The organism is Paracoccus marcusii, from assembly GCF_006151785.1.
Taxonomy (GTDB): domain Bacteria; phylum Pseudomonadota; class Alphaproteobacteria; order Rhodobacterales; family Rhodobacteraceae; genus Paracoccus; species Paracoccus marcusii.
The window spans coordinates 20,761-33,231 of record NZ_VDDD01000026.1; the positions used below are offsets into that span (position 1 = coordinate 20,761).

Consider the following 12,471-nt stretch of genomic DNA (forward strand, 5'->3'; position numbering starts at 1 on the left):
CCGGACATGAGCATTGCCAAGGCGATATCGAACGCGATGTCGGGGCTGACTGCCACCGCGCGCGGCACCGAAACGGTGGCGTCGAACATCGCCAACGTCATGACGCCCGGTTATGCCCGGCGCGACATGGTGGTGTCCGCCCAACTGCACGGCGGGGGCGTGCGCATCGACGGCATCACTAGGATCGTCAATTCCAGCCTGCTCTCCGAATCGCGCCTGGCGGCCTCGTCCGTCGGTGACGGCGCCGCACGCGCGTCGTTTCACCGGTCGATGGAAAAGGTCATCGGTCTTCCCGGAGAGGCGCATTCCCTGTCGGGTGCGCTGACCGATTTCCAGGCCGCGCTCAGCAGTGCGGCGACGCGGCCCGATGACGAGATCCGCCTGTCGCAGGTCGTCAGCACGGCCTCGGCGCTGGCGGACCGGCTGAACGCGGCGTCGACCGCGGTTCAGGGCGCGCGCAGCGCCGCGCAGCAGGGCATCGCGTCCGACGTGGCGACGGTGAACGCCTCGCTGGAGCGGGTGGCCTATCTGAATGCGCGCATCTCCATCCTGGATTCCGACGGCAAGGATGCCACCCCGTTGATGGACGAACGCCAGCAGGTGATCGACCGCATCGCAAGCATCATTCCCATCCAGGAGGTCGCGCGCGACTCGGGCAAGGTCGCCCTGTTCAGCGCCGAGGGGGCGGTGCTGCTGGATGGCAGCGTGCCGGCCCGGCTGGGATTCTCAGGCGCGGATCAGGTGACCGCGGGCCAGGTCGTTGGCGCACCCCTGGAACTGCTGACCCTGAACGGGACGCCGGTTACCGCAGCGCAGATGCGCCTGTTCGGCGGCGGGTCCTTGGCCGCCAACTTCCAGATTCGCGATCAGCTGGCCCCGCAGATGCAGTCGGAACTGGACGACTTGGCCTTTGACCTGCACCAGCGTTTGGTCGATCCCGCCGTTGATCCGTCCCTCGGGGCTGCCGATGCCGGGCTGTTCACCGACGGCGGTGCGCGCGCGACCGCGGCGACGGTCGTTGGCCTGTCCGGTCGGATCGCGCTGAATGCGACGGTCGATCCGGGACAGGGGGGCCAGCTGTGGCGCCTGAGGTCGGGCCTGCAGGCGGCGAACGGCGAACCGACGGGCCAATCCGCGATTCTTTCGGCGCTGGTCCAGGCACTGGACGCGCCGCGCCCGGCGCAGGCGGGCAGCGGCTTCGAGGGGAACGGCACGCTGACCGTCCGGTTCGGATCGGTCGAGTCGCGGGTGTCGACGCGGCGCGTCGAGGCCGAGGCCGACCTGACCATCCGCAGCAGCCGCCAGTCGACCATCGCCTCCAGCCTGATGGCCGAGGGCGTGGACAGCGACGCCGAGATGCAACGCCTGCTGCAATACGAACAGTCCTATGCCGCCAATGCCCGCGTGCTGGTCGCCGTGGACGAGATGATCAACCAGATCCTGAGGATGTAGCCGTGACCCTGAACAGTATCGGTGACCAAGCCCGCGCCTATGCGCTGCAGGTCGCCTCGAACCGGATCAAGACGACCCTGTCCACCCTGACCCAGGAGGTCGCGTCCGGGCAGGTCGCGGATGTGGGCCAGCGCGTTGGCGGCAACACCCGCGCCCTGAACGAGATCGAAGGCCGCATCCAGCTGGCCGGGCAGTTGCGCCAGAACGGTCAGGATGCGGGCATCCGGCTGCAGGCGGTGCAGGACATGTTCGACGCCGTCCGGCTCAGCACGACGGAGCTGGGCCTGGCCCTGGCCACCGACCCGTTCAACGACCAGGCCCTGCTGGGGACACGGTCGACAGAAGTGGCCAATGCGTTCGATTCGGTGATCCAGAGGCTGAACGGCACGAACAGCAACCGGTACCTTTTGTCCGGAGAGGCATCAGACGTGGCCCCCCTGTCGGACGCGACCAGCATCCTGGACAGCCTGCAGGCCATCGTCGCGCCGCTGACCACGGCCGCAGACGTCGCCCAAGCGGTGTCCGACTGGTTCGACGCTCCGGCCGGGGGCGGCGGGTTTCTGGACACGGCCTATCACGGGACCCTTGGCCAGCCGCAGCGGATCACCGTCGGAGAGGGAGTCTCGGTCGAGATGCAGACGACCGGTGCGTCCGGCCCGGTGCGCGACCTGCTGAAGGGCCTGGCGACCGCAGCCATCCTGGACCGCGGTATCCTGGCGGGCAACGTGGCCGAGCGGAGGGAGCTGTTGTCCACGGGCGGCACCCTGATGGTCGCCGCGGACAGCGCCGTTCTGGGAGAGATGGGGCGTGTGGGCCTTGCCCAGCAGACCGTCGAGCGCGCGCAGGTCACCGGGACCTCGACCCTGAACACGCTGGAACGGGCCCGCGGCGACATCCGCAGCGCCGACCCGTTCGAGACGGCAGCAGCCCTGACCGAAGTGCAAAGCCAGCTGGAATCTCTCTATGCGGTCCAGGCGCGGCTGGCGAACCTCAACCTGGTGGATTTCCTGCGATGAAGACAGTTCTGCAAGCACTGATCCTGTGGATGGCCGTGGCGACCTCGGCCCTGGCTGTGCCCGTGCGCATCAAGGATCTGGCCGATTTCGACGGCGTACGGGGCAACGACCTGGTCGGCTATGGGCTTGTCGTCGGCTTGGACGGGTCGGGCGACGGCATGCGCAATGCCCCCTTCACCGAAGAGATGCTGGCCGGCCTGCTGGAACGGCTTGGGGTGAACGTCACCGATGACGCCCTGAGGTCCAAGAACGTGGCGGCGGTGATCGTGACGGCCACCCTGCCGCCCTTTGCGCGGTCGGGCAGCAGGATCGACGTGAGCGTCTCTGCGATCGGCGACGCGAAAAGCCTGCTGGGCGGTACGCTGGTGATGACCCCGCTGAAGGCCGCGGATGGCAACATCTATGCCGTGGCCCAGGGATCGATCATCGCGGGCGGGGTCGCGGCGCAGGGCGACGCGGCCCGCGTGGTCGAAGGTGTGCCCACCACCGGAAGCATCCCGGTGGGCGCCCGGGTCGAGCGCGAGGTAGAGTTCGATTTCGCCGGCATCGACGACATCCGCATCGCGCTGCGCAATGCCGACTTCACCACCGCCACGCGGGTCGAGGACGCGATCAACCGCGACTTCAACCGCCAGCTGGCAGTCACGCTGGACAGCGGCACGGTCGTCGTGAACTTCCGCGGCCTGGGCGACGTGAACCCCGCTCGCGTCGTCGGCCGGATCGAGAACCTGCTGATCGAACCCGAAGACCGGGCCAAGGTCGTGATCGACCACAAGTCCGGGACGATCGTGGTGGGCGAACGCGTGCGCATTTCCCGGGTGGCGGTGTCGCAGGGCAACCTGACCCTGCGCGTGGCCGAGGCACCGCTGGTATCCCAGCCCAACCCCTTTGCCGCTGGAGAGACAGTGACCGTGCCCCGCACCGCCGTCGACGTGAACCAGGAACCCGGCATCGGCTTTGTGGAGGTGGCCGGAGAGACCAACCTGTCGGATCTTGTCGACGGTCTGAATGCCTTGGGTGTGCGGCCTCGCGACATGATCGACATCCTGAAGTCGATCCATTCGGCAGGTGCCCTGCACGCGGACCTGATCGTCGAATAGCGATCAGGCGCGCAGGGCGCCGGTCAGCGCCGACAGCGCAAGGGCCGCCGTCCCGGGCCGCGTCTGCCGATAAAATCCGCCACGCCGCATGGCCATCACGGCCTGCGGCCCGGTGCTGTCCAGCATCCGGCCCAGATGCGCCAGCGTCGCGCGGCTGTCGGACGGAAGATCCAGGGGCAATAGGCTGGCGCGGTTGGCCCGCAGCCAGCCGCCGAACTGCCCGGCCATCAGCTTGCGCAGCCGCGCAGCCAGCGCAGGCAAGGTATCGTTGCGCCCGACTTCGGATCGGGCATGCTGGCGGTACAGCAACCCGGGTTCCGGGTCGTGGATCAGCGTCGCGCCGTGGCCCGCGCTGACCTGATAGGCCCACCAGTCATGAGAGATCACCCCCGCCCGCATTGCATGCGGCGCGGCGTGCTGCAGCAGCGCCACGGCATGCCGGTTTAACACCGAGGTGTTGCCCGCCATGCAGGCCTGGACCAGCGCGTTGCGAAAGCCCAAGGGACGCAGGAACCGGCGCGATGGTGCCAGGGGGCGCAGGTCCGCATCGGTGATGATGGTCCGGGCGGCGTAATGGGCGGGTCCGGCCAACCCCTGCAGGGCGGACACCGCGCGGGCCAGCTTGTGCGGCAGCCACTGGTCGTCCTGATCGCAGAACGCGGCCGATGCATCGGGGGGCACGTGATCCAGCAGCGACAGGAAGTTCCGCGTGGCGCCCGCGCGCGGTCCGTCGACCAGGCGCACCTGTCCTGCGGGCCGATCCGCCGCGAACCGTTCGACGATCTGCCGGGTTTCATCGGTCGACCCATCATCGGACACGATCAGCGACCAATCCGCGTGCGTCTGTGCCGCGATGCTGTCCAACTGCGTGCCCAGATGCGGCGCGCCCTGCCAGGTCGCCATCAGGATCACCACGTGATGCGCGTGCAACGGCCCCTCCGGAAAAGCAGACACCCGAAGCGGTCGCTCCGGGTGTCTGCGGTTCTGGCCCGAAGGCGCGGCAAGGGCAAGCGGTCAGCCCGGCTGGCGGGCGATATCCTCGATCAGGATGGCGGTGACGGGGGCATCCGTCGCGGTCTTGGCGGCCTGCAGCAGACCCTCGCGCAGGGTGACAAGGTTGCGATCCGCGGTGAAGTTGCCGTCGAAACCGCCGGTATTGGCGTGGATCATCAGCTGGCGCAGCAGGGCGTCGCGCAGGATGTGCTCCTTCTTCGACAGCGCCTGGAGGTTGGCCCCGTCGGTCTGCAGGGTCACCGTCAGAATCATCACGTCGCGCAGGTCGCCCTGACGCATCAAGGGCACGAAGAACTGTGTCGGGAACTGGAAATAGGCGGCCTCGGTGGGGTCACCCCCGCCACCATGATCGCCGCCCCCGTGGTCTCCGCCCCCGTGATCGTCGCCGCCATGATCCTCGCCACCGCCGTGGCCGTCATCGGCGGGGGCTGCGCCGTGATCGTCCGCGGCTGCGGCCTCGGTTGCGGGATCGGCCGGTGATGCGGGGGCGCGCAGCATGTCGCCGCCGAATGCGCCGCCGACCAGGGCTAGCACGGGCAGGGCGATGGGAATGATTTTCTTGATCACGGGAACACCTTCAATAGGGCAGGACGATGTCGGCGATCTGCTGGCCATAGCGGGGCTGCTGCACATCGGTGATCTGGCCGCGGCCGCCATAGCTGATGCGCGCACCGGCGATGCGGTCATAGGCGATCTCGTTGCTGCGATCGATGTCGGCGGGGCGTACGAAACCGCTGACGGTCAGCTCGCGCAATTCGAAGTTCACGCGCACCTCTTGCGTGCCCTGGATCTGCAGCGTGCCGTTGGGCAGCGTGTCCACGACCGTCGCCGCCACCCGCAACGTCAGCTGATCGCGTCGCGAGATGTTGCCGTTGCCGCGATAGGATGACGACGACGACGCGTCGGCTAGGTTGTCGAAGCTGGCACCTTCGGGCAGCTTCTCGCCAAGGCGCTGCGGGATGCCGACCATCTGCGGGATCGACAGGCTCTCGCTGCTGGCGCGGTTGCGACCGCTGCTGTTGCTGATCGTGGCCTCGTCGTCGATCTCGATCACGACGGTCAGGATGTCGCCGCGGATGGCCGCGCGACGGTCGCTGATCAACGACGACTGGGTGCCGGCCCACAGCGAGGCCGCGGCCTCGGGGCGGCCCGAATCCAGCGGCAGGTTCAGGGGCGGATTGGTCATCGCCAGGAATTCCTCGGTCTCGCGGGGCGAGGTCAGTTCGGGCGGCTGGCCGATATTGGCGGCGCGCGAACAGCCCGCGGCGGCAAGGGCCAGGCACAGCAGATAGGCGGGTTTCATCGTCGTTCCTCTCAATTGGTGACGGCCAGCGTGCCGTCCGGCATCACCTGGGCGGTGACCGTGCTGCGCGAGCCCATGTTCATGACGCGGATCAGTTCTCCGGCGGCGCCGTCCGACATGGCGCGCCCCTCGGTGTCGATCTGCAGGGCGCCCCGCTGAAAGCGCAGGCGCACGATCTGGTTGCGGCCGATCACGCGGGGCGCCTGCAGCATGTTGGCGTGCAGCGGCCGGCCTTCGTAGATGGTGATGCGGGTCTGCATCCCGATCGCGGCGGACGGGTCTGTCAGGCCGGGCCGGTCGCTGTCGATCACCGTCAGGTCGCCCGCCGCGATCACGTGCCCGACCGGCAGGGTGTGCGCCGCGCCCAGGGCGCCTGCGAAGGCCGCCCCCGGCAGCAGCGCCAGCATCACGATCAGCGCCCGCATCACCGCACCTGCGTCGTGGCGCCGAGCATCTGGTCGGCAGCGGTGATGACCTTGGCGTTCAGCTCGTAGCCGCGCTGCGCCTTGATCAGGTCGGTGATCTCGCGCACCGCATCGACAGAGCTTTCCTCCAGATAGCCCTGGCGCAGGGTGCCCAGGCCGTCCTGGCCGGGATTCACGACCTGCGGGCCGCCCGAGGCTGCGGTCTCGATGAACAGGTTGGACCCGATCGCCTCGAGGCCCTTCTCGTTTGCGAAACCGGCCAGGGTCAGCTGGCCCAGCAGCTCGGCATCGACCCGGTCGGCGAAGTAGGCATAGACCTCTCCGCCGGCATTGATGGTGATGGCGCGGGCATCCTCGGGGATGGTGATGTCGGGGACGACCGGATAGCCGTCCGAGGTCACGATCTGCCCCTCGGGCGAGCGCTTCAGCCCGCCGTCGCGAGTATACCCCGAGACCCCGGACGGCAGCGTCACCTCAAGATAACCATCGCCCTCGATGGCCAGATCCAGGTCGCCGCCCGTCTGCGTCAGCGCGCCCTGCTGCAGGTTCACGCTGACCGCTGTGGGGCGCACGCCAAGGCCCAGCTGGACTCCGGCGGGGATCACAGTGCCGTCGGCGGCCGTGACGCTGCCCGGACGGGCGGCCTGCTGGTAGTGCAGGTCCGCGAACTCGGCACGGCGGGCGTTGTAGCCGGTCGTGGACATGTTCGCGAGGTTGTTCGAGATGACCTCGACGCGGGTCTGCTGCGCGCTCATGCCGGAGGCGGCGATCTGCAGGGCTCTCATGGTGGCTCCTTATCGGGTCATGGCGGTGATCGCGCCGCGGATCCGCTGATCCTCGCGATCCAGGAAGGTCTGGCCCAGCTCGTAGGCGCGCTGGACCTCGATCATGCGGGTGATCTCGAAGATCGGGTCGACGTTGCTGTCCTCCAGGAAGCCCTGGCGGATGCGTCCCTCCTCGACTAGCTGCGGCTCGCCCTCGACGGCGAAGCCGGTGCCGCTCTGGCGGGTCAGGTCGGTGCCTTCGGGCGGGGTGAACAGGCCGATGCGGCCAAAGGGCAGGCCGTTCGACGACAGCGTGCCGTCGGCACCGATGGCCACCGCATTGGCGCCGGCTGGCAGGATGATCGGCGCCTGACCCTCGTCCAGCAGACGGTGGCCGTCGGCGGTCATCAGTTCCCCCTCCGCCGAGGGGATGAAGGCGCCCGCGCGGGTCAGGCGCAGCCCGTCGGGCGCCTCGACCAGAAAGAACCCCTCGCCCTCGATGGCCAGGTCCATGCTGTTGTTGGTCTGCGTCAGCCCGCCCTGCTGCAGGTCCAGCAGGCGGCCGCGGGCGTGGGCCATCGACAGCGTGTCGCCCTGCCGGTCCAGCGCGGACAGGTGTTCGGCAAAGATCACCCCCTCGCGCCGGTAACCGGTGGTGTTGGCGTTGGCGATGTTGTTGGCCACGACGCGCATTTCGGCCATCAGGCCGGATTGCCGCGACAGGCTGGCATAGATTGCGTTGTCCATCTCAGCTGCCCGCGATCATGGGGATGATTTCGCCCAGGTAGAAATCCGCCAGGGCGGTGGTCATGAAGCTCATCGAGACCCAGAAGACGACCAGCATCAGCCCCACCTTGGGCACGAAGGTCAGCGTCATCTCCTGGACCGAGGTCAGCGCCTGGAACAGGCCGATCACCACCCCCGCGATCAGCGCGACCCCCAGCAGCGGGGCCGAGATCCGGACCGAGATCAGCAGCGCCTGGCGCAGCATGTCGAAAAGGACCGTCTCTCCCATCACGACGTTCCTTCCCTATACCGGCATCCGCAGGATTTCCTGGTACGCCTCGACGACCTTGTCGCGGATCGCCACGACGGTGTTCATGGTCAGCTCGGCCTCCGCGATGGTCTGGACCAGCTGCTGGGTGCTGGTCTGGCCGGTCATGGCGCCGGTGGCGACCTGGTCGACCTGGGCCATCTGGGCGGCGAAATCCTCGGCGGCCTGCCCCACGCGGGCCAGGGCCTCCGATCCCTGCTGGGGGGCGACGGCCGTGCGGGCGGCGGAATAGGCGTTGGCGGCGTTCAATCCGGAAATCATGGGTCGGCCTTTCTAGCGGCGAAGAAGATCAAGAAGCGATCCGTTCATCTGACGGGTCTGTTCGAACATGCGCAGGTTGGCCTCGTAGCTGCGGCCCGCCTCGCGGGCGTCGGCCAGCTCGATCACCAGATCGACGTTGGATCCGTCGTAATAGCCGTCCTGGTCGGCCATCGGATGCGCGGGGTCATGGATGCGCGGCAGCGCCGACTGGTCCAGCTGCATGCGGCCGGCTTGGACCTCGCCCGTCGTGCGGCCGAAACGGACGGCCTCCTCGAAGGCCACCAGCTTGCGGCGATAGCCGGGCGTGTCGGCGTTCGCGATGTTCTCGGACGTGTGGCGCAGGCGTTCGGTCTGCGCACGCATCCCCGACGCTGCCATGCGCAGCGGTGAAATCTGATCGGTCATGGTGGTGGTTCCTTACCTGCGTCCCAGACTGGACCGCAGCAGGTCCAGCCCCGAGCGATAGATGGTCAGCGAACGGTCATGGCTGCTCTTGACCTCGGCGGCGCGGACCATCTCCTCCTCCAGCGACACGGAGTTGCCGTTCGGAGAGACGGGACCCGCGACCTCGATCACCCGCGCCCCGCCGGGCGACCATTGCGGCGCATCCAGGTGGCGGGCGTTCGACACGCGCAGCGTGCCGCCCTCCTCGGCCTGCCGATAGGTCTCGGCAAAGGGCTGCAGGTCGTGGGCACGGAAACCGGGCGTGTCCGCATTGGCGATGTTGCGCGCCACCTCGATGTGGCGGGCCTGCGTGTGCTGGCCCATCGCGCGGGCCATCCGCAGCATTTCGATCTTCTCAAACATGAGGCTTCTCCTCAATCTCGATAAACCCGGTCTTAACCCCAATTGGTTTAGAAACCGTTTCAGCCGCCGGATTTTCGACACGCGGCGAAAGGAGATCGGATGGACAAGCTTGAATCGATCGCGCGCCGGCTGTCGCAGCTGCGCCTGGCCACGCATTACGGTCGCGTGCAGTCGATCCGCGCGGGCCTGATCGCCGCCGAAGGGCTGAACGGGCGCGCATCGGTCGGCGACCGGGTGCGAATCGCCCTGCAATCGGGCGATCTGGGCGGAGAGATCGTGGGCCTGTCGCCCCGCGCCGCCCAGATCCTGCCCGAGGGCCCGATCGAGGGGCTGTCGGTCGGCGCCCAGGTGCAGCTGGACTTCGCGCCGCGAATCGCCCCCTGCGATGCCTGGATCGGCCGGATCATCGACCCGTTGGGACAGCCCCTGGACGGCCGCCCGCTGACCCAGGGCCTGACGCGCCGCAGTTTTCGGACCGAAGCGCCGCCTGCCGCCACGCGCAAGCGCCTTGGGGCGCGGCTGGCCACCGGAATGGCTGTCTTCGACACGCTGCTGCCCATCGTCGCGGGACAGCGGATCGGCCTGTTCGCGGGATCGGGGGTGGGAAAGTCCACGCTGCTGTCGCAGATGGCGCGCGGGGTACAGGCCGATGTCGTGGTGATCGCCATGATCGGCGAACGCGGTCGCGAGCTGCGCGAATTCGTCGAAAAGACGATGGGTCCGGAGGGCATGGCCCGTGCGGTGATCGTCGCGGCGACCTCGGATCAGTCGCCGCTGATCCGGCGGCGCTGTGCCTGGGCCGCGATGGCCGTGGCCGAGCATTTTCGCGACCAGGGCCGCCACGTCCTGTTCCTGGCCGATTCGATCACCCGCTTTGCCGAGGCGCACCGCGAGATCGCCTTGGCCGCGGGCGAGCCCCCAAGCTATCGCGGCTTTCCCCCGTCGGTGTCGAACCTGATCATGGCGCTGGCGGAACGCGCAGGCCCCGGCCCGGAAGGGTCGGGCGACATCACCGGCATCTTCAGCGTGCTGGTCGCGGGATCGGACATGGAGGAGCCGGTGGCCGACATCCTGCGCGGGACGCTGGACGGCCATGTCGTGCTGGACCGCACCATCGCGGAACGGGGCCGCTTTCCGGCGGTCGACGTGGTGCGGTCGGTGTCACGGTCGCTGCCCGATGCCGCCAGCGCGGTCGAGAACGCGGCCATCGGGCGGGCCCGCGCGGCGCTGGGCGCCTATGCCGAATCGGAACTGATGATCCGCGCGGGCCTCTATGCGCCCGGTTCGGACGCCAAGCTGGACGAGGCGGTGCGATTGTACCCCCAGCTGGACGAATTCGTGACGCGCCGTTGCCCCGGCATCGCGGACAGCTTTGCCGCGTTGGAGGCCGCGCTGCGCCTGCCCATGCGCGCGCGCGCGTGAAACCAAGCGGCGCCGCGTTGCGTTGGCTTAATCAATGTTAGAACGCAAGGGGGGACCATTGCGTCCAGAATCCCGATTTGCAACTGTCCGGCTGCCTTAGAAGGAGGGGCGGAATGGCGATTACCGAGTATTTTATCCGTTTCCTTCAACGACGTGACAGCTTGCCCGAACGCGATCTGGCCCGTCTTCGCGCCTTGCGTACCCAACATGTCAGCTTCGCCTCCGGAGAGGTGATCGTCCCCGTCGACCGGGTGGCGAAACGCAGCTGCATGATGCTGCGCGGCATGTCGGCGCGTTCGCACCGCCTGGTCGGCCGACCCGACGAACGGGTTATCACCGCCCTGCACGTGCCGGGCGATTTCGTCGATCTGCACGGGTTCGTTCTGGCCGGGCTGGAACATTCCGTCGTCGCTGTCGGTCCCGCCGAGGTCGAGTTCGTCGATCACGACGAACTGGTCGAGATCACCGAGAACTTTCCGCACCTGACGCGCCTGTTGTGGATGGCGACGCTGATCGACGCGGCGGTGCACCGGCAATGGCTGGTCGCGGCGGCCTCGCTGCGCTCGAGCGCGCATCTGGCCCACCTGCTGTGCGAGGTCTATACCCGCCTGAACGCCGTCGGCGCCGCGGCCGACCATCAGTTCTCTCTGCCTTTGCTGCAACGGGAACTGGCGGATATCCTGGGATATTCACCCATCCACGTGAACCGGGCCGTGCGCGATCTGCGCGATCGTGGTCTGCTGCGCTGGTCCGGGGCGGATGTGTCGATCCTGGACTGGAAGGGCCTGGCGATGCTGGCCCGGTTCGACCCGACCTATCTAGACATGGAGCGTCAGAGCCGCTGAGGTATCATTCGCACAGCCGCCAGCCGCCGTTCCGGGCTGCAATGTCCAGATGCAGGTGGTCGTCATGCGCGGCGTTCGATCCCGGTCCCAGAACGGTGGTGAACAGCAGGCATCCGGTCCCCTGCGCTGCCTTCTGAAAGCTTTCGGCGGCATCGCCGTCGCCTTGGCGCGGCTGCACCAGCACGGGATCGCCACCGTCGAAGAGAAAGCCCATCACGTCGATCGCATTGCCATAGCCGTGTTCCGACGGTTTCGGATCCGCCTCTCCGGTGCCCACGCGGTCGCGGCAGGAATAGGCCGGTCCGGTCTCCAGCGCGGTCAGGCGCGGCGTTTCGGGCAGAAGCCCCGCGGCAGGCTGCAGGAAATCCCGCGTCCACAACGCCAGCGACAGCGCGGCCGCACAGCGCATCACCGGCTCGCCTGACAGGGCGACGTCGGGCAGGATGCGGCTGACCTGCAGCGGACGGGCGATGCCGCAGTCGCGGTTGTCCGGGTCGGTCACGGGGGGCTGGGGGCGGAATTGCGCGCCCATCACCGACAGCGCCACTCGGCAGGCGTCGTATTCCGCGTCCGTCTCGGCCAAGGTGAGCCAGACCGGCGGGGGCGGCGGGCCGAAGGGCTGCGCCGCAGGTTCGTCCGGTACCGATTCGCTGATCGCATCAGGGACCGGGTCCGGCGCTCGCGCCGGTTCCGCAGCTTCGGGCTTTTCGGGCGGGCGGTCGGCGGTCTGGGCGGTGTCAGGCTCTGCCTCAGGGGGGCGCTCCTGCGCCAGGGCGGGGACCACCGCCAGCGTCAACGCGATGATCGTCCCCGCCACGCGGATCATGGCTGCGCCTCTTCCAGGGGCGGGACGACGAACCCTTCGGGCAGCGCGCCGCTGAGGGCATCGCTGAGCGGATCAGGGTTTGCCGGCTCGGCGGCGTCCGGCGCGACGGGGATGGCCGCCGGATCCGTGGCCGCAGGGGCCACCGGCGTCGGGGCAGCGGGGCTCGGGGCAGCGGCAGCCGG

Annotated in this window: 17 protein-coding genes; 5 read left to right on the top strand and 12 right to left on the bottom strand. The window is 68.4% G+C overall.

Annotation, left to right across the window (positions count from 1 at the left end; translation table 11 throughout):
* Positions 1-6 precede the first annotated feature (6 nt).
* From flgK to FHD68_RS06230, 3 genes are read left to right on the top strand one after another with little or no spacing between them, the layout of a single operon-like run.
* Positions 7-1,452, top strand: a complete 1,446-nt coding sequence (flgK, locus tag FHD68_RS06220) for a flagellar hook-associated protein FlgK (RefSeq protein ID WP_139085396.1) — start codon at positions 7-9, stop codon at positions 1,450-1,452.
* Positions 1,453-1,454: 2 nt separating this feature from the next.
* A complete protein-coding gene (locus FHD68_RS06225; RefSeq protein ID WP_127897716.1) occupies positions 1,455-2,468 on the top strand; it encodes a hypothetical protein in 1,014 nt (337 codons plus the stop codon).
* Complete coding sequence (locus FHD68_RS06230) at positions 2,465-3,568, top strand: flagellar basal body P-ring protein FlgI (protein ID WP_045980982.1); 1,104 nt, start codon at positions 2,465-2,467, stop codon at positions 3,566-3,568. The genes FHD68_RS06225 and FHD68_RS06230 overlap by 4 nt, the downstream gene beginning before the upstream one ends.
* A 3-nt stretch (positions 3,569-3,571) precedes the next feature.
* On the opposite strand, the gene FHD68_RS06235 is transcribed toward FHD68_RS06230, so the two are convergent.
* The 10 genes from FHD68_RS06235 to FHD68_RS06280 form a co-directional block, all read right to left on the bottom strand.
* On the bottom strand, positions 3,572-4,498 hold the full coding sequence (locus tag FHD68_RS06235; protein ID WP_127897717.1) for a glycosyltransferase: 927 nt from the start codon (positions 4,496-4,498) through the stop codon (positions 3,572-3,574).
* Positions 4,499-4,582: 84 nt separating this feature from the next.
* Positions 4,583-5,149, bottom strand: a complete 567-nt coding sequence (locus tag FHD68_RS06240; RefSeq protein ID WP_127897718.1) for a hypothetical protein — start codon at positions 5,147-5,149, stop codon at positions 4,583-4,585.
* A 10-nt stretch (positions 5,150-5,159) separates the two neighbouring features.
* Entirely contained in the window at positions 5,160-5,885 is a 726-nt protein-coding gene (gene flgH / locus FHD68_RS06245; RefSeq protein ID WP_045980981.1) for a flagellar basal body L-ring protein FlgH, read from the bottom strand.
* An 11-nt stretch (positions 5,886-5,896) separates the two neighbouring features.
* Positions 5,897-6,310 carry a flagellar basal body P-ring formation chaperone FlgA gene (flgA, locus tag FHD68_RS06250; protein ID WP_045980980.1) on the bottom strand — a complete coding sequence of 138 codons (414 nt, stop codon included), beginning with the start codon at positions 6,308-6,310 and terminating at the stop codon, positions 5,897-5,899.
* Complete coding sequence (gene flgG / locus FHD68_RS06255; RefSeq protein ID WP_045980979.1) at positions 6,310-7,095, bottom strand: flagellar basal-body rod protein FlgG; 786 nt, start codon at positions 7,093-7,095, stop codon at positions 6,310-6,312. The genes flgA and flgG overlap by 1 nt, the downstream gene beginning before the upstream one ends.
* A 9-nt stretch (positions 7,096-7,104) precedes the next feature.
* Positions 7,105-7,821, bottom strand: coding sequence for a flagellar hook-basal body complex protein (locus FHD68_RS06260; RefSeq protein ID WP_045980978.1), 717 nt, complete (start codon positions 7,819-7,821; stop codon positions 7,105-7,107).
* A 1-nt stretch (position 7,822) separates the two neighbouring features.
* On the bottom strand, positions 7,823-8,089 hold the full coding sequence (locus FHD68_RS06265) for a flagellar biosynthetic protein FliQ (RefSeq protein WP_042250834.1): 267 nt from the start codon (positions 8,087-8,089) through the stop codon (positions 7,823-7,825).
* Between the two features lie 15 nt (positions 8,090-8,104).
* Positions 8,105-8,389 carry a flagellar hook-basal body complex protein FliE gene (gene fliE / locus FHD68_RS06270; protein ID WP_127897719.1) on the bottom strand — a complete coding sequence of 95 codons (285 nt, stop codon included), beginning with the start codon at positions 8,387-8,389 and terminating at the stop codon, positions 8,105-8,107.
* A gap of 12 nt (positions 8,390-8,401) precedes the next feature.
* Complete coding sequence (gene flgC / locus FHD68_RS06275) at positions 8,402-8,794, bottom strand: flagellar basal body rod protein FlgC (protein ID WP_045980976.1); 393 nt, start codon at positions 8,792-8,794, stop codon at positions 8,402-8,404.
* A gap of 12 nt (positions 8,795-8,806) precedes the next feature.
* The gene (locus FHD68_RS06280) at positions 8,807-9,196 is read right to left on the bottom strand and encodes a FlgB family protein (protein WP_045980975.1); all 390 of its coding nucleotides are present in this window, start codon (positions 9,194-9,196) and stop codon (positions 8,807-8,809) included.
* Positions 9,197-9,295: 99 nt separating this feature from the next.
* On the opposite strand from FHD68_RS06280, the gene FHD68_RS06285 reads away from it, so the two are divergent.
* On the top strand, positions 9,296-10,618 hold the full coding sequence (locus tag FHD68_RS06285; protein WP_046000726.1) for a FliI/YscN family ATPase: 1,323 nt from the start codon (positions 9,296-9,298) through the stop codon (positions 10,616-10,618).
* Positions 10,619-10,812: 194 nt separating this feature from the next.
* Positions 10,813-11,463 (top strand): Crp/Fnr family transcriptional regulator, encoded by a 651-nt coding sequence (locus FHD68_RS06290; RefSeq protein WP_244297774.1) that lies wholly within the window; start codon positions 10,813-10,815, stop codon positions 11,461-11,463.
* 4 nt (positions 11,464-11,467) lie between these two features.
* Here the strand turns inward: FHD68_RS06290 and FHD68_RS06295 are convergent, their stop codons facing one another.
* Positions 11,468-12,289, bottom strand: coding sequence for an extensin-like domain-containing protein (locus tag FHD68_RS06295; protein WP_139085398.1), 822 nt, complete (start codon positions 12,287-12,289; stop codon positions 11,468-11,470).
* Positions 12,286-12,471: hypothetical protein (locus FHD68_RS19330; RefSeq protein WP_208863748.1), on the bottom strand; the 186-nt coding region annotated here is incomplete at its 5' end. The genes FHD68_RS19330 and FHD68_RS06295, both read right to left, overlap by 4 nt.